This window comes from Actinomadura terrae (assembly GCF_022751215.1).
Lineage (GTDB): Bacteria > Actinomycetota > Actinomycetes > Streptosporangiales > Streptosporangiaceae > Spirillospora > Spirillospora terrae.
Genome location: NZ_JAICDG010000003.1, coordinates 68,716 through 84,441, shown reverse-complemented (window position 1 = coordinate 84,441; position 15,726 = coordinate 68,716). Strand labels below are relative to the sequence as shown.

The 15,726-nt window shown below is 72.5% G+C and carries 15 protein-coding genes; 11 read left to right on the top strand and 4 right to left on the bottom strand.

Annotated elements, in window-relative coordinates; all coding sequences use genetic code 11:
• Positions 1-256: 256 nt before the first annotated feature.
• Together K2F47_RS20240 and K2F47_RS20235 are read right to left on the bottom strand one after the other, a co-directional pair.
• A complete protein-coding gene (locus tag K2F47_RS20240; protein WP_242906136.1) occupies positions 257-2,422 on the bottom strand; it encodes a SpoIIE family protein phosphatase in 2,166 nt (721 codons plus the stop codon).
• A 433-nt stretch (positions 2,423-2,855) separates the two neighbouring features.
• Positions 2,856-3,437 carry an HhH-GPD-type base excision DNA repair protein gene (locus K2F47_RS20235; protein WP_242906135.1) on the bottom strand — a complete coding sequence of 194 codons (582 nt, stop codon included), beginning with the start codon at positions 3,435-3,437 and terminating at the stop codon, positions 2,856-2,858.
• A gap of 155 nt (positions 3,438-3,592) precedes the next feature.
• Between K2F47_RS20235 and K2F47_RS20230 the strand changes: the two genes are divergently transcribed.
• The 10 genes from K2F47_RS20230 (at position 3,593) to K2F47_RS20185 (ending at position 13,093) form a co-directional block, all read left to right on the top strand.
• The gene (locus tag K2F47_RS20230) at positions 3,593-4,297 is read left to right on the top strand and encodes a molybdopterin-dependent oxidoreductase (protein WP_242906134.1); all 705 of its coding nucleotides are present in this window, start codon (positions 3,593-3,595) and stop codon (positions 4,295-4,297) included.
• Positions 4,281-5,105 carry a formate dehydrogenase subunit gamma gene (locus K2F47_RS20225; protein ID WP_308198433.1) on the top strand — a complete coding sequence of 275 codons (825 nt, stop codon included), beginning with the start codon at positions 4,281-4,283 and terminating at the stop codon, positions 5,103-5,105. Before K2F47_RS20230 ends, K2F47_RS20225 begins: the two co-directional genes overlap by 17 nt.
• A 142-nt stretch (positions 5,106-5,247) precedes the next feature.
• Positions 5,248-5,502 carry a hypothetical protein gene (locus K2F47_RS20220; protein ID WP_242906132.1) on the top strand — a complete coding sequence of 85 codons (255 nt, stop codon included), beginning with the start codon at positions 5,248-5,250 and terminating at the stop codon, positions 5,500-5,502.
• A gap of 173 nt (positions 5,503-5,675) precedes the next feature.
• On the top strand, positions 5,676-7,214 hold the full coding sequence (locus tag K2F47_RS20215; protein ID WP_242907496.1) for a hypothetical protein: 1,539 nt from the start codon (positions 5,676-5,678) through the stop codon (positions 7,212-7,214).
• Positions 7,215-7,308: 94 nt separating this feature from the next.
• Positions 7,309-8,940, top strand: a complete 1,632-nt coding sequence (locus tag K2F47_RS20210) for a TY-Chap domain-containing protein (protein WP_242906131.1) — start codon at positions 7,309-7,311, stop codon at positions 8,938-8,940.
• A 78-nt stretch (positions 8,941-9,018) separates the two neighbouring features.
• Complete coding sequence (locus tag K2F47_RS20205; protein ID WP_242906130.1) at positions 9,019-10,464, top strand: TY-Chap domain-containing protein; 1,446 nt, start codon at positions 9,019-9,021, stop codon at positions 10,462-10,464.
• Positions 10,461-10,829: a UCP033725 family protein gene (locus K2F47_RS20200; RefSeq protein ID WP_242906129.1), complete on the top strand. Its 369-nt coding sequence runs from the start codon at positions 10,461-10,463 to the stop codon at positions 10,827-10,829. Before K2F47_RS20205 ends, K2F47_RS20200 begins: the two co-directional genes overlap by 4 nt.
• Before the next feature lie 55 nt (positions 10,830-10,884).
• On the top strand, positions 10,885-11,637 hold the full coding sequence (locus tag K2F47_RS20195) for a LamB/YcsF family protein (RefSeq protein WP_242906127.1): 753 nt from the start codon (positions 10,885-10,887) through the stop codon (positions 11,635-11,637).
• Positions 11,634-12,248 (top strand): 5-oxoprolinase subunit PxpB, encoded by a 615-nt coding sequence (gene pxpB / locus K2F47_RS20190; RefSeq protein WP_242906126.1) that lies wholly within the window; start codon positions 11,634-11,636, stop codon positions 12,246-12,248. The genes K2F47_RS20195 and pxpB overlap by 4 nt, the downstream gene beginning before the upstream one ends.
• On the top strand, positions 12,245-13,093 hold the full coding sequence (locus tag K2F47_RS20185; protein WP_242906125.1) for a 5-oxoprolinase subunit C family protein: 849 nt from the start codon (positions 12,245-12,247) through the stop codon (positions 13,091-13,093). Before pxpB ends, K2F47_RS20185 begins: the two co-directional genes overlap by 4 nt.
• Positions 13,094-13,124: 31 nt before the next feature.
• Here the strand turns inward: K2F47_RS20185 and K2F47_RS20180 are convergent, their stop codons facing one another.
• A complete protein-coding gene (locus K2F47_RS20180) occupies positions 13,125-13,871 on the bottom strand; it encodes an SDR family NAD(P)-dependent oxidoreductase (RefSeq protein WP_242906124.1) in 747 nt (248 codons plus the stop codon).
• A gap of 107 nt (positions 13,872-13,978) precedes the next feature.
• Here K2F47_RS20180 and K2F47_RS20175 point away from each other — a divergent pair, with 107 nt between their 5' ends.
• A complete protein-coding gene (locus K2F47_RS20175) occupies positions 13,979-14,623 on the top strand; it encodes a TetR/AcrR family transcriptional regulator (protein WP_242906123.1) in 645 nt (214 codons plus the stop codon).
• Here the strand turns inward: K2F47_RS20175 and K2F47_RS20170 are convergent.
• Positions 14,612-15,709 (bottom strand): winged helix DNA-binding domain-containing protein, encoded by a 1,098-nt coding sequence (locus tag K2F47_RS20170; protein ID WP_242906122.1) that lies wholly within the window; start codon positions 15,707-15,709, stop codon positions 14,612-14,614. The two genes, K2F47_RS20175 and K2F47_RS20170, sit on opposite strands and share 12 nt — an antisense overlap.
• Positions 15,710-15,726 lie beyond the last annotated feature (17 nt).

Genomic DNA, 15,726 nt, shown 5'->3' with positions numbered 1-15,726 from the left:
AAATACCTCTCGAACGAACGTGTGGCTGGGCTGACCCAAGTGCCCTGACGGGCCCGGCCTCACACTGGGTGGGACCACACACTGGGCGGGACCTCCCCGTGCGGGACCGCAGCGTACCCGCTCTCACTAGGGTCAAGCATTCTGGCACTGCTGCGCATTCCGCTTCTGGAGTCCTGCCCGGTAACACTCCACCTTAGAGGGCGCTGGACGGTCCTTCGTACGTACTACACCGTCTTCGCGCCGCCGTCGGCGGGTGTCACGCGGGCTTGGGCGGGACGTGCAGGGCGAGCACGGTCACATCGTCTACCTGCTCATACCCGGCAAGCATCCGATCGACCAGGAAGTCGACGAGTCTTTCTGGATCTCCTACCACCTCGGGCGGGGCGTCCGCCGCCACGGCGACGAGCTCCTCCAGCCCGGCATCCACCCCGCGTCTACGGTTCTCCACAAGTCCATCGGAATAGAACACCACAGTGTTGCTGGTCTCGATGGAAAAATTTGTCTGCTGTCTCTGGCTCGGCCAGCCGAGCGGGGTCCCGGGCTCCAGCGCACTGACCCGCGCGGGCGCGTCGGGCGAGATCAGCAGGGGCGGCGGATGGCCGGCGTTGCTGAAGGCGCCGTGCCCGGTCTCGGGGTCGATGACCACGTACGCGACGGTGGTGAACTGCTCCTCGTCCTCGGTCGCGCTGAAGAGCCGGTCGAGCCCGGCGAGGACGGCGGCCGGGCGCGGGTCGTTCAGCGCCAGGGCGCGCAGGGCGTTGCGGACGCGTCCCATTCCGGCCGCGGCGAGGACGCCCTTGCCCATGACGTCGCCCACCGCGACGGCGAGCCGGTCGTCGGGAAGGCGGAACACGTCGTACCAGTCGCCGCCCACCTGCACGTGGCGCGTCGCCGGGTTGTAGCGGGCGGCCAGCACCATGCCGGGCAGCTGCGGAAGGTCGCTCGGGAGGAGGCTGCGCTGGAGCTCCTCGGCGGTCTTGTGCTCGCGTTCGAAGAGCAGGGCACGCTCCACCGCGAGGGCGCACTGGCCGGCGAGCGCCTCCAGGAAGACCCGCTCCTCCTCGGTGATCTCCCTGGGCCGGGTGAAGGAGAACCGCAGCGCGCCGATCGGGGCACCGGCCGCCAGCAGCGGCAGGCCCACCCAGGCGCGCTCCTCGGTGTGCTGGCTGAACAGGCCCTTCTCGTCGCGTCCCAGCTGGAGGCGGAGGCTGTCGGGGTGCTCGGCGAGGAACGGGCGGCTCTCGCGCACCGCCACCGACATCACGGTCGGGTCGCCGACCTTGATGTCGTCCCGGACGATCGGCCGCACCTCGCCCTCGGCGCCCGGCTGGGACGGCGCGACGATGCTGAGCCGCAGCTTGTCGTCGTCCAGGAGCGCGACGGCGGAGTAGTCGGCGCCGATCGCCGACCGCCCGACCTCGGTGATCACCTGGACGACCTGGGAGACGGTCAGCGCCTCGGCGAGCATCGAGGTCGCCTGCTGGAGGCGCGCCGTGCGCAGCGCCGCCGCCGAGAGCTGCTCGGTCAGGCGGCCGCGCATCTCCTCGGCCTCGCGCTGGCCGGTGACGTCGGTGTTGGCGCCGACCCACTCGATGACCGCGCCGCCCTGCCAGATGGGCACGGCCCGGACGTCGAAGTGGCGGAAGGTGCCGCTCTTGGTGCGGACGCGGTAGTTGGTCTCGAAGACCCGGTTCTCCGCCACGCACTCTCGCCAGGTGCTCTCGATGCGGGGGCGGTCCTCCGGGTGGACGACCGACAGCCATCCGCCGACCGCGTAGTCGTCGGGCGTCTGGCCGGTGATCGCGCGCCACTCCGGCGCGTCGTCGATCACGCCGCCGCCGGGCGCCGCGACCCACACCACCTGGGCGCTGGCCTCCACGAGCGAGCGGTAGCGCTGCTCCTTGCGGCGGATGACCTCCTCGGCCCGGCGCCGCTCGGTCACGTCCAGGGCGGTCAGGACGACGCCCAGGGCCTCCCCGTCGCCGCCGCGGGCCGGGAGCCAGGTGCAGGCCAGAATCCGCTCCTCGACCGCCGTGGCGAGCGCTGAGGCGTCTCCGGGCGGGCCCGGCGGGCCGGGGGGTGCGGCCGTGGCGCCGCTCTCCGCGGCGGGCACGACCAGGTCGAGGTCGCTGATGGGGCGGTCCTCGTCGAGGACCTTGCGCAGGGCCGTCTCGAACGCGGTCGCCACCTCGGCGGGCAGCGCCTCGGCCGGGCGCCGCTGCTGGAGATCGCGGACGGGGACGCCGAGCAGCGCCGCGAGCGCGTCGTTCGCCCTGCGGCAGCGCAGGTCTCCGTCGAAGAACGCGAGCCCGCCCGGCGCCTCCTTGAGCAGGGTCGCGTACAGCGCGGCGTCGGACGCATCCATGGGCTGACCCTCCATCCCCGAGACGCGGGGATGCGGAACGGACGTTTCGGTGCTCATGGACAACACCTCCGCCCCAGAAGGTCCCGTACCGCGCGGCAATTTTTCATCACTATGAGTGAATGGGAGCAGGCTAGCGCTCCCGCCTCCATCACAACACCGGTCGGAGTCAGGTATTCATCATCCCGATCGTTCGCCTCGGACGGAACCCCTGATGGACAACCTTGTCCCTGGGGCCCCCTGCGACGACCTCGGATTCGGACGCCGTCTCCGCGGCGCGCCGGGAGCGGTCCGCGGGGAGGGCGAGTACGAGATGTTACGGGGCCCGGGGGCCACAGGCAGTGAACCCGGCCGGTTCGGCGAGTTCCGGCCACCGGTGAACCGGTCCGGATTCCCGCCCGCATCACCCGTCTCCCTACGGCAAAAAGATGGCAAAACTCAACTTGCGGCTCGGCCGAAGGGGCGGCAATTTATCCGAGTTGTCGGATTTGGCCTATTTGCCGGTTTTGGCCGCCGCCTTCATCTCCGCCTTGAAGGCCCGGACCTTGGCGAGGGACTCCGGGCCGGTGATGTCGGCGACGGACCGGTGCGAGCCCTCCTCGCCGTACGCGCCCGCCGCCTCGCGCCACCCGTCCGGGCGGACGCCGTACTGCTTGCCGAGCAGCGCCAGGAAGATCTGCGCCTTCTGCTTGCCGAAGCCGGGCAGGGCGTTCAGGCGCTTGAACAGCTTCTTGCCGGTGGCCACGTCGGCCCACACCTTCGCCGCGTCGCCGTCGTAGTTCTCCACGAGGTACTGGCACAGCTGCTGGATCCGCTTGGCCATCGACCCGGGGTAGCGGTGGACGGCGGGCTTCTCCGACAGCAGCGCCGCGAACCGCTCCGGGTCGTGGGCGGCGACCTCGTGGGCGTCCAGGTCGCCGGTGCCCATCCTCTGGGTGATGGTGTAGGGCCCGGAGAACGCCCACTCCATCGCCACCTGCTGGTCGAGGAGCATACCCACCAGGGCGGCGAGCGGGCTGCGCCCGAGCAGTTCGTCGGCCTCAGGCCGCTGCGCTAGTTGAACCTTCGTGGCCATGGGCCCAGCTTAGGACCGCCCGTTACGGCGCGAGGCGGGGCCGCCCGGGCAGCTCCGTGCGAGGGGGTCCGCAGGAGATGGTGCAGATCTGTCCGAAGTGTTACGGACGGGCCGAGGGCATGGCGGCGCGGGGACCCGGGTGTTCGAATGAAGGGGTGAACGAGGAGGAGCAGGCAGAAGGCAGTCCGGTCGGTCGCCGCGTGGTGCTCGGGATGCTCGGCCTGGGCGTGGCGGGGGCCGCCGTGGGGGCGGCGGTGCAGCAGAAGGTGAACCATGCCCTGGCGCCGGTGGGCGGTCTCAGTGACGTCCTACCGGCGGCCGGTGGTTTTCGGTACTACACGGTCACCGGGAGCGTGAAGAAGTACACGGCGGCTACCTGGCGTATGGAGGTGACGGGTCTGGTGCAGGCCCCACGGACCTTCACGATGGCCGATCTCGCGCGGATGCCGCAGACGGCGCTGGACAAGGACTTCCAGTGCGTGACGGGCTGGCGCGTCCCGGACGTCCGCTGGTCGGGTGTGGCGCTGCCCGACCTGCTGCGAACGGTGGGCGTGTCGCCGCAGGCGAAAGCGGTGCGGTTCACGTCGTTCGACGGCACCTACACGGAGTCGCTGACGCTCGACCAGGCGCGGCGTCGCGACGTCCTCGTGGCGACGCAGATGCAGGGCGGGTCCGTCAGCCACGACCACGGTGGGCCCGTGCGCCTGTACGTGGCGCCGATGTACGGCTACAAGTCGCTCAAGTGGCTCGGCGGGATCGAACTGACCGACAAGGTCAGGCCCGGCTACTGGGAGCACCGCGGATACGACGTGGACGCCTGGGTGGGACGGTCGAACGGACGCGATGATGCCCCTACATGAGCCGACCCCCGATGACACGGGCCGCCGCGAGCCCGACCAGGGGGATGCCCGAGTTCGTCCTGGAGCGGTGTGGCTGGCGCGTTTCACACGGGCCGAGCGGTCGATCCACCATGTGACCGCGTTGCTCATGCTGGTGTGCCTGGTGACGGCGGCGTTCCTGTACTTCCCGTTCCTCGCCACGATGGTGGGACGCCGGGAACTGCTCAAGACGGTGCACGTGTGGTGCGGGTTCGCGCTGCCCGTCCCCATCGTCCTCGGTCTTCTCTCCCGGGCGTTCCGGGCGGATCTGCGTCGGTTGAACAGGTTCGCGCCCCACGACTGGGAGTGGCTCCGGCGCGGCGACCGCAGGGCCGTGCGCGCGGGACGCGGGGTACTGCCGGTAGGGAAGTTCAATGCCGGGCAGAAGCTCAACGCCGCGTTCACCGCCGGGGCGATTCTGGTCATGCTCGGGACGGGTGAGGTGCTCACCTTCCCCGGCCCGTGGCCCGACCGGTGGAGGACGGGGGCCACGTTCGTCCACGACTGGCTCTTCCTGCTGATCCTCGCGGTGACGATCGGGCACTTGTGGGAGGCGCTGCGTGACCGCGGCGCGCTCACCGGAATGCTCACCGGGCGGGTGGACCGCGAGTGGGCGGCACGGCATCACGCCGGCTGGGTGGACGTCGCGCCGCAGGCACGGACCGCGCAGGCACGAGCCTCGCAAGCACGGACCGCGCAAGTACAGGTCAGTGACGATTCCCAGGAGACCGCTGGGGCGTCTCCTGGGGAGGATCCAGAATTTGCGAAACGTCGTCCCGGTATGTCTTGACTCTCCTCGCAAAAGCGCTGGAATGGGACACCGAGGCGAAGTCCGGTTGGAAGCTCCCAGCCAGGGTCGGTCCGACGCGCTCCGTCTCGACCCGGCGGTTCGGCCCCGTCCGCCGAAGTCCCGTGCGCGGAGGTTTTCGCAGATGCCCGCACTGACCGATCACCGGAGAGCGGCACACGACGCGCTGACCCGCCTTTCGGAGGAGTTCACGAGCTTCTCCACCGAGGCGGTGAGGCGCTGCGTCACCGACGTCCAAGCGTGCATGACGCATCTGGGGCTCGACGCGTCCCCGGACAAGGTCGAGCGCATGGCGCGCGAGCACCTGCTGGGGATGCTGAAGTCGGAGCCGCCCTCCGGGAGGACTCGGGCGTCCGGCGGCGACGGGGACGCTCGGTAGAGCGGCCTGTACCGGCTCGTCCCATTGCGGCCTTCGCCGGTGTCTTGGACATCGCCCGGCGCCGGATCTGAGAAACTGGGGGCGTGAGTCCCCGCAGCCGCCACCGCTCCCCCGGGGATCCGGCAGGGGACGGCCCGCGTCCCCCCGACGAGGTCTCCGCGATTTTCGACGGCATGCTCCAGCACGCCCGCGAGTTGCTGGCCGTGCGGAGCCCGCTGGACGCCGAGCTCATCGTCAGCGAGATCCTCGGCTCCTGGTGGGGGCACCACGTGCCCGGCGGCGACGTGGAACAGGTCATCGGCGAGGCCCTGGTCGACTACGCCGCACGCGCCGGGACGCCCGCCGCGCTGGCGCTGCTGACGGGAATGGCCTATCTGGGCACCCCCCGGCAGGCCGTGAAGGCCGAACGCGCCGCGTTGGAGCTGATGGAGAACGGCGTGGCCAGGCCCGGGTGGGCCGACCGCGTCGGAATGGTCGCTCCCGAGGAGTGCTACGTCTCCAGGGACGTCTACGGCGACCAGGACTCCATCGTCTGCACCTACACCTACGGCGGCGCGGAACGGCACGCCCTGGTCGTGCTGGTCGACCGCAACAGGGCGGGCGCCGTCCAGAACGTGGGCATCCCGTTCACGACCCCCGCGCGCAGCGGACGGCCGCCGACGAGCGGCATGGTCCGGGACGCATGGGTCTCCTCCCAGGTCGGCAAGCTCCTCGACCACTGCCGCCAGGAGGGCCGCGCCAACCCGCTGATGCGGTTCGAGCAGCTGGACCCGCGCGACACCAAAGCTTTGCTGCAAAGCGCCCTGAATCTCACTGACGAGACCGACGACCCGCCGGTGAACGAGAACTTCGGCTCGTACCACGCGTTCGCCCGGGCCCGCGTGGGAATCCTCCCGCCCGGCGGGCGCCTTCCCCAGCCGCCCGTGTACGGGAACGACCGGCGCGCGGTCATCGCCGCCCGGTTCCTGGCGTCGGACGAGGCGGAGGAGCTGTCCGACCGGTCGGCCGCGCTCCGCTGCGTCGACCGCATCATCGACTACGGCTGCGCCCACGACTTCGGGCGCCCGCTCCGGGTCAGCCCCATCAAGTGCGAGATGTTCCTGCTCGACTGGCTGCCCCGCAAGGTGCTGCTGTCGCCCACCGAGCAGGAGGCCGTGCCGCACGTGCTGGCCGCCTGGGTGCGCTGGGCGGGCAAGCGCACCGGCCTGCCCGACGAGGGCATCAGGGCGACGCTGGACGCCGTCTGGGACGCCACGGCGAAGTTCGCCGAGGCCTACCGCGACCCCGCCGCGTTCGGCCTCGACCGGGAGCTGGTCGACCGGCTGCTCCCCGACGGCGAGCTCGACGCGCTGCCCCGGCGCGCGTTCGCGCTGCCATTCCTTTCGGGCGTCCACCGCCAGAGCGGGCGGCACGGGTCCATCGACCTGTCCACGCTCGACCCCGCGGACCCCGACGACCGCCGGATCCTGCTGGAGTTCGAGCACCCCGGCGCCGACACCGAGCACCTGGACGCCCACGAGCGCCTCGCGGAGCGCCTGTGGAACGGCGACCCTCCCCAGCTGTGGGACACCGCCCAGGCGCTCCTCGACGTCGGCTACGAACGCCACGAGATCCTGCACCGGCTCATCGACGTCCTCGACGCGCACGGAGCCGATCCGGAAGCGCTCCGAGACGCGCTGCGTGTGCTGCGTCACGAACCGCCGCCCGAGTGAACTCCCGGTTTGCGCGTCGCGTCTGCGGCGACAATCATCGGGTCTCGGGCAGATCTCGCGGGGCCGGGGGCGCCCCCGGCCGTAGGGAGTGATCTTGTTGGAGTGGTCCGAGTTCGCCCGGCGGCTGGGTCGCGAGCTGGCGGGTCTCGAACGGGACACCATCCTCATCGTTCGTGAACGCGATGAGAGCCGCCACTACGTCCAGGCCATGCGCGAGCCCGACCGGCTCTACGCCGAGGCCGTCAGCAACAACTTCCTCGACGGCCCGCTGCTGCTCACGCTGGCCGACGAGGAGGTCATGAGCGAGGCGGGCTGGCGCCCGCCCGCCGAGCCCGCGCCCCGCAACTGGTGGACCGAGCTGCCCGAGGCGGGAGTGCCCGGCGGCATGCAGGCGGTCTCGCTGGGCGACTACTCCCGCCTCGCGGACGTCATGGTGACCGCGCTGCGGGACGTCCAGGGCGTCCGGCGCCCCTCCGACCTCGTGTACGAGTCGTTCCACCGGCAGGGGACCGGGCTGATCGAGCTGGTCGACTTCGGCATCGAGACCGCCGACGCGTCCCGGGTCGCCCGGCGCCGCTCGTCCGCCGAGACGTCGGGCACGGGCACGGGTCCGCTGCCGGCGGGAACGCCCCCGGGGGGCACGCCCATGCCGCTGCCGCCGGACGGCGCGCCCGCCTCCGGCGCCGACCTCCTCGAACCGCGTCTCGCCGAGGCCAAGGCGCACGGCGACCACACCACCTACTTCGACCTCCTGGCGAACGCCGACCCGGTGCTCCCGGCGAGCGGGCCCGCGGTGGAGGATCCCGACAGCGCCGAGCTGCCGACCATCACGCTCGGCTCCGTCACCTACGTCACGGTGTTCACCTCGCCCGGGGCGCTCGCGCGCACCGCGAACCCCGGCCTGTACCGGCGCACCTCGTTCGCGTTGCTGGCCTCCGGTTGGCCCGATCCCACCTGGCGGCTCGCCATCAATCCGGGGCTGCCCAGTGAGGTTCTCCTGGACGCCTCGTCCCTTGCCCGCCTCAACAGCGCGCCGGCGCCCGAGGTGGGTGTCCCGAATCCGTATGGGAACGTCGACCCACACGCGCTTTCCGGGCCGAACCCCGTCGCGGGTGGGGCCATCCCCAGCGTGAACGGTTCCGCTCCCAAGGCGAGCCCTGCCTCGAACGGGATTCCCTACAGCGACGACCACACGGCGGTCGATTCCTACACGCTGGACGAGCTGCGGGCCGCGCTCGAATCCGGTGGCGTGCCGAGCGGTGAGCCCGCGAGTGGCGGTGCCCGGACCGGCTCCGCCCCCGGCGGCGGCGTCGTCGGGGGCCACGGCCGGGGCCCCGGTGTCACGAACGCCGATTTCGACAGAAGCGTCGCAGGCGGTGTCGCGAACAGCGGCGGCCCGAGCGCGGTCCCGGGGGGCGGAGACGGCGGCGTTCCCGTGGACGGGCCCCGCCCGACCGCGCCGGAGCCGCAGCCCGAGGTCGCGCCGCTGGGCGCCCCGACGGACCGCGTTCCCGGGCCCGTCCCTGTTCCTGGACCTGTGCCCGCCCCCGGGCCCGGGCCCGTCCCGGAACGGCAGGTCGGGGTGCCGCTCCGGCCGCCGCACGGCGCCCGGCTCTGGCAGTCGACCGGGACGGGTGAGGAGACTCCGCTGGCGGTCTACGACGCCATCGGCGGCGTCTGGACCCCGGTACGCACGGACGCCGTTCCGGCGCCCCACACCGAGTAGGGCGGGGCCCGGCCACCGTCGAGCACGCGGGAGCGACGGGCACGCGGAACCGCCCACGGACGCGAGAGTGGATCCCGATTGGACTGGAACGACTTCGCCAAGCGGCTGACCCTGGAGCTCTCGCGGCTGCCGGTCGGGGCGTTCCTCATCGTCCAGGACGCGAGCGGGCTCCCCTACGTCCAGACGATGCGTTCGGAGGGCGTCCTGGAGGCGGAGGCGGTCGGCAGCGCGTTCCTGCCGCGTCCGCTGGCACCCCACCAGGAGCGCCGGCTGAGGGCACTCGGCTGGGAATCCCCGGACGAGGGCGAGCGGCGCAACTGGTGGCGGTGCTACTCCCTCCGCGACCCCCGCCGTGACCGGGGCGCGCGTGCGTCCGGCGAGAACCTGGAGTCGTGCGCGCTGCTGGCGGGGCTGATGGTCGGCGCCTTCCGGGACGTCTACGGCGTCGGGTCCCCGCTCGGGCTCGTCTACCAGGCCGAGCGGGCCGGCGCCAAGGGCGGCGCGAAGGGCGGCCCGCTCGCGCTGCCCGGTCTCGGGCTCTCCCCTGCGGCCTCCGAGAGAGACCGCCCCACGGAGCGCAACCCCTCGGTCTACAGCCTGAAGACCGCGCTCTCTGAGGCGTGTGAGCAGGGCGACCAGCGGAGGTACCTGGAGATCCTCGCCGATGCCGTCCTGTACCTGCCCGCCCTCGGCGGCCCCGAGGACGACCGCCGGTTCGCCACGGCCCGGTTCGGCGAGGGCACGTTCGTCCTGGCGTTCACCTCGCCCGAGGCGATGGACCGCTCGTTGCAGGGGCAGGCGGTCCGGCACCGGCGGGTGTCGCTGGCCGAGCTGGCGGGCGGCTGGCCCCATCCGAGCTGGCGGCTCGCCGTCGATCCGGGCCTGCCCAGCGCGTCCTACCTGGACGCGAACGCGATCTCCGACCCCGGCGGCGGCGTGGCGTTCGCACAGGTCCCGGCCCCGCGTTCGTCCGCCGAGGGGCGCGCGGCGGGCCGATCCTGGCTTCGGCGCCGGCGGTCACGAGCACGCGTTCCCGAACCGGAAGCGGCGGCGTCCGACGCGCCACCGCGCCCCACCGAGAACGATCATGGTCCGCTCGCCGCCGACGGCGAGGTCGTGATCGTGCAGAAGGTGCTCCGGGACGAGCATGTGCGCCACTACCTGGAAGGCGGCTACGACCTCGTCGCGGGACGCGTCCACCGCCTCCGGGACGTGCGGGAGCTGACTACGCCCGAGGCCCTCGTCCGAGGGCTGGGCCTGCTCTACGAGGGGTCGCCCTTCGCGCCCTCCGCCGAGAGGATCTTCGTGATCCGCTGGGCGGCGGTGTGCCCGTCCCTGTTCCGGGGGTCGGCGTACGCGCCGGGCGGGGCGACCGCGATCCCGGAGTTCACGATCGAGAGCCAGCGGCTGCCGCACGGCGCGGAGCTGCTGCGGATCGAGGCGTCCGGCACCGCGTCGCCGGTGGCCGTGTACGACGCCGATCTGCGCAGGTGGCCGGTCCGGTTGCCGGAAGAGCGGGCATGAGCGTCAGGCACGGCTTCTACGCGGACTGGCGCGGCGGCGAGTACGAGGCGAGCCCGGACGGCGACCGCGTGCGCCTCTACGCGACGCGCGACGCCGACGGCTTCCACCGGACGGGCCCGGACCGGTTCGTGCGGGTGGTACCCGAACCCGACGTCGACCGGCTGTTCTACGTCAGCACCCGTTGCGTGTGGCGCGGCGAACCGTTCGTCGTGCTCGGCGAACAGGACGGCTGGTTGCGGCTGGAGTACTCCGGCGGCGACGCGCGCATAGCGCAAGGAATGGGACTCGAACTGTTCGACAGGGACGTGTACCAGGCGTGGGCGGCACGAGACGAGGTAAGGGACATGCACGAGGAGGTCGTTTGATCTCCCCGTCCGGGCCGGGCGGAGCGCGCACAGGAGACGGTGGTAGTTCTTGAGCATGGCGATCATCGACATCAACGCCGACCTCGGCGAGGGGTTCGGCATCTGGGAGCTGGGCGACGACCTCGCCCTGCTCGACGTGATCACCAGCGCGAACGTGGCGTGCGGGTTCCACGCGGGCGATCCGCTCATCATGCGGCGGGTGTGCGCCGCCGCGGTCGAGCGCGGGGTGACGATCGGCGCCCAGGTGTCCTACCGCGACCTGCCCGGCTTCGGACGGCGCGAGATGGACGTCGCCGCGCCCGAGCTGACCGCCGAGATCCTCTACCAGCTCGCCGCACTGGACGGGATCGCCCGTACCGAGGGCGGACGTGTCGCGTACGTGAAGCCTCACGGCGCGCTCTACAACCGCGTCGCCCGTGACCCGGTGCAGGCCGAGGCCGTCGCGGACGCGGTTCGCGCGTACGACCCCGCGCTGCCCCTGCTGACCCTCCCGAACTCGGCGTTGCACGACGTCGCCGGTGGGCTGGAGGTCGTCGCGGAGTGTTTCGCCGATCGCGCCTACACACCGTCGGGGGCGCTGGTGTCCCGCCGTGAGCCGGGGGCCGTCGTGCACGACGCGGAGGCCGTGCCCCGCAGAGCCGTACGGATGGCCGTGGACGGCACCGTCCAGGCGGTGGACGGCACGGAGGTCGCCCTGCGCGCCCGTTCGATCTGCGTGCACGGCGACACACCGGGCGCGGTGGCGCTGGCCCGGTCGGTCCGGTCGGCGCTGTCCGACGCGGGCGTCTCGCTGGAGGCGTTCGCGTGAAGGTGCGGCGGGCGGGAGACACCGCACTGCTCGTGGAGACGGGCGATCTCGCGACGGCGCACCGGTTGAACATCGCGTTCCGGGACGCGGCACCCCCCGGCATCGTGGACGTCGTGCCGGGCGAGCGGACCGTCCTGGTGGTCGCCGAGCCCGGCACCGACCTCGACCGGCTCGCCGCCCTGCTGCCCGGCCTGCCGCTGCCCGAGGACGCCGCGGGCGGTGCCGAGCCGGTGGAGATCCCCGTCGTGTACGACGGCGACGACCTGGACGAGGTCGCGCGGCTGACGGGCCTGTCCCGCGAGGAGGTCGTCCAGCGGCACGCGTCGGCCGCCTACACGGTCGCCTACCTGGGCTTCTCGCCGGGCTTCGCCTACCTCACCGGCCTCGACCCCGCCCTGCACGTGGCGCGCCGCGAGTCGCCGCGCACGGCCGTCCCGGCGGGTTCGGTCGCGATCGCCGGCCCCTACGCGGCGGTCTACCCGTCGCGCTCGCCGGGCGGGTGGCGGCTGCTCGGCCACAGCGGGTTCGCGTTGTGGGACGTGACGCGCGATCCGCCGTCCCTGCTGCGTCCCGGTACACGTGTCCGTTTCGTCCGCGAGGAGCGTCGTTGATCGAGGTCGTGCGGACCGGGCCCCTGGCGACCGTGCAGGACCTCGGCAGGCCGGGCCACGCCCACCTCGGCGTCCCGCACTCCGGGGCCGCCGACGCGCGCGCCCTGCGCCTGGCGAACCGTCTCGTCGGCAATCCCGAGGGCGCCGCGGGCGTGGAGTTCACCCTCGGCGGCGCCACGCTGCGCTTCCACGCGAGCGCATGGATCGCCGTCACCGGCGCTCCGGCACCGCTAAGTATCGGCGGGCGCGCCTACGGGACGAACAGCCCCTGCCACGTTCCCTCTGGCGCACTCGTCGAGTTCGGCATGCCGCCCTCAGGGCTGCGCAGCTATCTCGCCGTCCGTGGCGGCGTCACGGTGGAGGAGGTCCTCGGCAGCCGCTCCACCGACCTCCTGTCGAGCCTGGGACCCGACCCGCTCAAGCCCGGCGACCGCCTCCCGGTCGGCTCCGTTAAGGGTTTGGACGACATCACGGTCGATGTCGCGCCGGTGTCGCCCATCCCCGACACGCCCGTGCTACGTGTCCTACCCGGCCCGCGCGAGGACTGGTTCCAGCAGGACGCGCTGGAGACACTCACGTCCACCCCCTACACGGTCACGCCGGACAGCAACCGTGTCGGCGTCCGCCTGGACGGCCCTGCCCTCGCACGCGCGCGCGACGGCGAGCTGAGCAGCGAGGGCATGGTGACGGGCGCGCTGCAAGTTCCCCCCAGCGGACTGCCCATCATCTTCCTGGCCGACCACCCGACGACGGGCGGCTACCCCGTCATCGCCGTCCTCGCCTCGTCCTCGTTGCCCGCCGCCGCGCAGCTGCGTCCCGGCCAGACGATCCACTTCCACCTCTAGCCGAACCCGCCTGGCGCGGGGCCGGAGGGTCTCAGGCCAGGGCGCCGCCGTCGATGTCGAGGACGGCGCCGGTCACGAACGACGCCCCCGGCCCGGCCAGGAACACGACGCCTGCGGCGATCTCCTCGGGGCGCCCGTAGCGTCCCATCGCGTTGCTCGCCCGCTGCGCGTCCGCGCTGGGGCCGTCCTCGGGGTTCATGTCCGTGTTCACCGAGCCGGACCTGATGACGTTCACGGTGATGCCACGCGGGGCCAGGTCGCGTGCTGCGCCCTTGCTGTAGCCGATGACGGCGGCCTTGGTCGCCGCGTAGTCGGCCACACCCGGAGCCCCCGTCCGCTGCGACAGGTTCGACCCGATCGTGATGATCCGGCCGCCCCGCTGTAGGACGGGCGCCGCCGCGCGCACCGCCGCCACCACACCGCCCACGTTGACGTCGTACTGGCGCCGGAGTTCCTCCGGGGACGCCCCGTCCGCGTCGCCGAGCACCTCCCGGAGGATCACGCCCGCGTTGTTGACGAGCACGTCGAGCCGTCCGAAGTCCTCCGCGACCCGGGCGACCAGCCCCGCCACCTGCGCGGGGTCGGCCTGGTCCGCCTGGTAGGCCGCGGCCCTGCGGCCGAGCGCCTCGATCTCGCGGACGACCTCCTTCGCCTTGCCGGCGGACGCGGCGTAGCTGATCGCGACGTCCGCGCCCTGCTCGGCCAGCGCGCGCGCCGTCGCCGCCCCGATTCCCCGCGACCCGCCCGTCACCAGCGCGACCTTGCCCTCGAGTGCCATCGTCGTCTCCTCGTCCAGATGAGCGTCCACTTTATGTACCGATCGGTACTAAAGTCGGTAGCGTACTATACCGTTCGATACACAAGCGCAGGAGTGGAGCACGCCACATGGCCACCGGACGCCCCCGCGAGTTCGACGTGGACGAGCGGCTCGACCGTGCCCTCACCGTCTTCTGGCGGCAGGGGTACGAGGGCACCGCCCTGTCGGACCTGACCCGGGCGATGGGCATCAACCGCCCGAGCCTGTACGCGGCCTACGGCAACAAGGAGACCCTCTTCCGCAAGGCCCTCGACCGCTACGTGGAGGGCCCGGCGTCCTACGTCCACACGGCCCTGACCAAGCCCACCGCGCACGCCGTGGCCGAAGCCCTACTGTTCGGCGCCGTCGAGGTGGTCACGCGCGGGCCCGGCGGATGCCTCATCGTGCAGGCCGCGCTCGCCACGGGCGAGCAGAACAACGCCGTCCGCGAGGAGATCGCGTCCCGGCGCCGCGCGGGTGAGTGCGACCTGGCCGCCCGCTTCGAACGTGCCCGGGCGGAAGGGGACCTCCCTCCGAACATCGACTGCGACGCGCTGGCCCGCTATGTCTGGTCGATCTCCTACGGCGTCTCCGTCCAGGCCGCCGGCGGCGCTTCCCGCGACGACCTGCGGAAGGTGGTCGAACTGGCCCTCGCCCTGTGGCCCGAACAGGGCGCGCCCGACGCCGGACGGCCCGCCGCCGGACAACCCACCGCCTCCGCGTCAGCGCGGTAGCGACCGCATGCGCGCCTTCTCCGCCTCCAGCAGGTCGGCGGGGACGTCCTCGAACGCGGTGACGGCGATGTCGCCGTCCATGTCCTCCCAGACGCCCGCGACGCGCCCTTCGTGCAGGACGACCGGGGAGATCCACCCGCCCGCGCGGCTGACCGCCTTCCGGTGCTCGGCGGGGACCAGATAGGTCGCCCCCGTACCGGCCCCCAGCACGTACTGGTCGAACGCGCCGAGCAGCCTGACGGACGACGTGGGTTCCGTGGCGAGCAGCTCGTCCCTGTGCCCCTCCTGCACGTACATGGGGACGCCCTCCACGTCGACCATGGCGAGACCGTCTTCAGCGGCGGCGAACCACGCTTTGACGTCGCGCTTGCGGTTCGCCTTGCGCATCAGCCAGTTGTCGAACTGGTCGGGTGTCGCGGGCCCATGCGCGCCGAGGTAGGCGTGGACGACCGTCCGGGCGGCCTCGTCCATCGGGGGAAGGCCCTTCCAGCCCGGGAGCCACCCTTCAGGCGATGTGAAGGTGACGTTCGTGCCCCGGGGCGGGCCGTAGCAGAGCACGCCCCACCAGGCGAGCGGCTTGAGGAGTGTGCCCCAGCCGGAGCCGAGCACCTCGGCCAGGTGCCGCGACCCCGTCTCCTCCACGACGGCGGTGGTGAGCTCCTCGCGGGTGAGCGCGGCGCCGCCCGCGAGCGCCCCGGTCGCGGCTTCCGCGATGGCCTCCAAGTCGGCCGGGGTGGCGCCGAAGGTCCGCTGCCAGGTGCCCTTCTCCCAGTTGCGGACCGCCGAGCACAGCACCAGGTAGGCGGCGGCCTCGTCCACGGGGAGCAGGTGCAGCGTGCCCCGCATCGCCCAGGTCTTGACGAGGGCCCGTTCGTCCAGGAGGGCATGCGTCACCTCCCCTGGGACGGGTTCCGTCCGCCGTAGCGCGACGGCGGTCTCGGCGGCGGACGCCACCTGCGCCTGCACACCGGCCAGCCGCCGCGCGACGTCCGTCGCCGACGCCGCGCCCGCCGATTCGCCCGCCGGTTCGAGGTACTGCCGCCGCATCCGCCAGGCCAGCACCTGCGCCCATGTCACCGAAGCCATGCCTCGATTACACCGCG

Excerpts from the sequence above, each read along its gene's own strand:
- K2F47_RS20240 (WP_242906136.1), bottom strand. The coding sequence starts at position 2,422 with ATGAGCACCGAAACGTCCGTTCCGCATCCCCGCGTCTCGGGGATGGAG.
- K2F47_RS20235 (WP_242906135.1), bottom strand. The coding sequence starts at position 3,437 with ATGGCCACGAAGGTTCAACTAGCGCAGCGGCCTGAGGCCGACGAACTG.
- K2F47_RS20225 (WP_308198433.1), top strand. The coding sequence starts at position 4,281 with ATGATGCCCCTACATGAGCCGACCCCCGATGACACGGGCCGCCGCGAG.
- K2F47_RS20220 (WP_242906132.1), top strand. The coding sequence starts at position 5,248 with ATGCCCGCACTGACCGATCACCGGAGAGCGGCACACGACGCGCTGACC.
- K2F47_RS20215 (WP_242907496.1), top strand. The coding sequence starts at position 5,676 with ATGCTCCAGCACGCCCGCGAGTTGCTGGCCGTGCGGAGCCCGCTGGAC.
- K2F47_RS20200 (WP_242906129.1), top strand. The coding sequence starts at position 10,461 with ATGAGCGTCAGGCACGGCTTCTACGCGGACTGGCGCGGCGGCGAGTAC.
- K2F47_RS20195 (WP_242906127.1), top strand. The coding sequence starts at position 10,885 with ATGGCGATCATCGACATCAACGCCGACCTCGGCGAGGGGTTCGGCATC.
- K2F47_RS20180 (WP_242906124.1), bottom strand. The coding sequence starts at position 13,871 with ATGGCACTCGAGGGCAAGGTCGCGCTGGTGACGGGCGGGTCGCGGGGA.
- K2F47_RS20175 (WP_242906123.1), top strand. The coding sequence starts at position 13,979 with ATGGCCACCGGACGCCCCCGCGAGTTCGACGTGGACGAGCGGCTCGAC.
- K2F47_RS20170 (WP_242906122.1), bottom strand. The coding sequence starts at position 15,709 with ATGGCTTCGGTGACATGGGCGCAGGTGCTGGCCTGGCGGATGCGGCGG.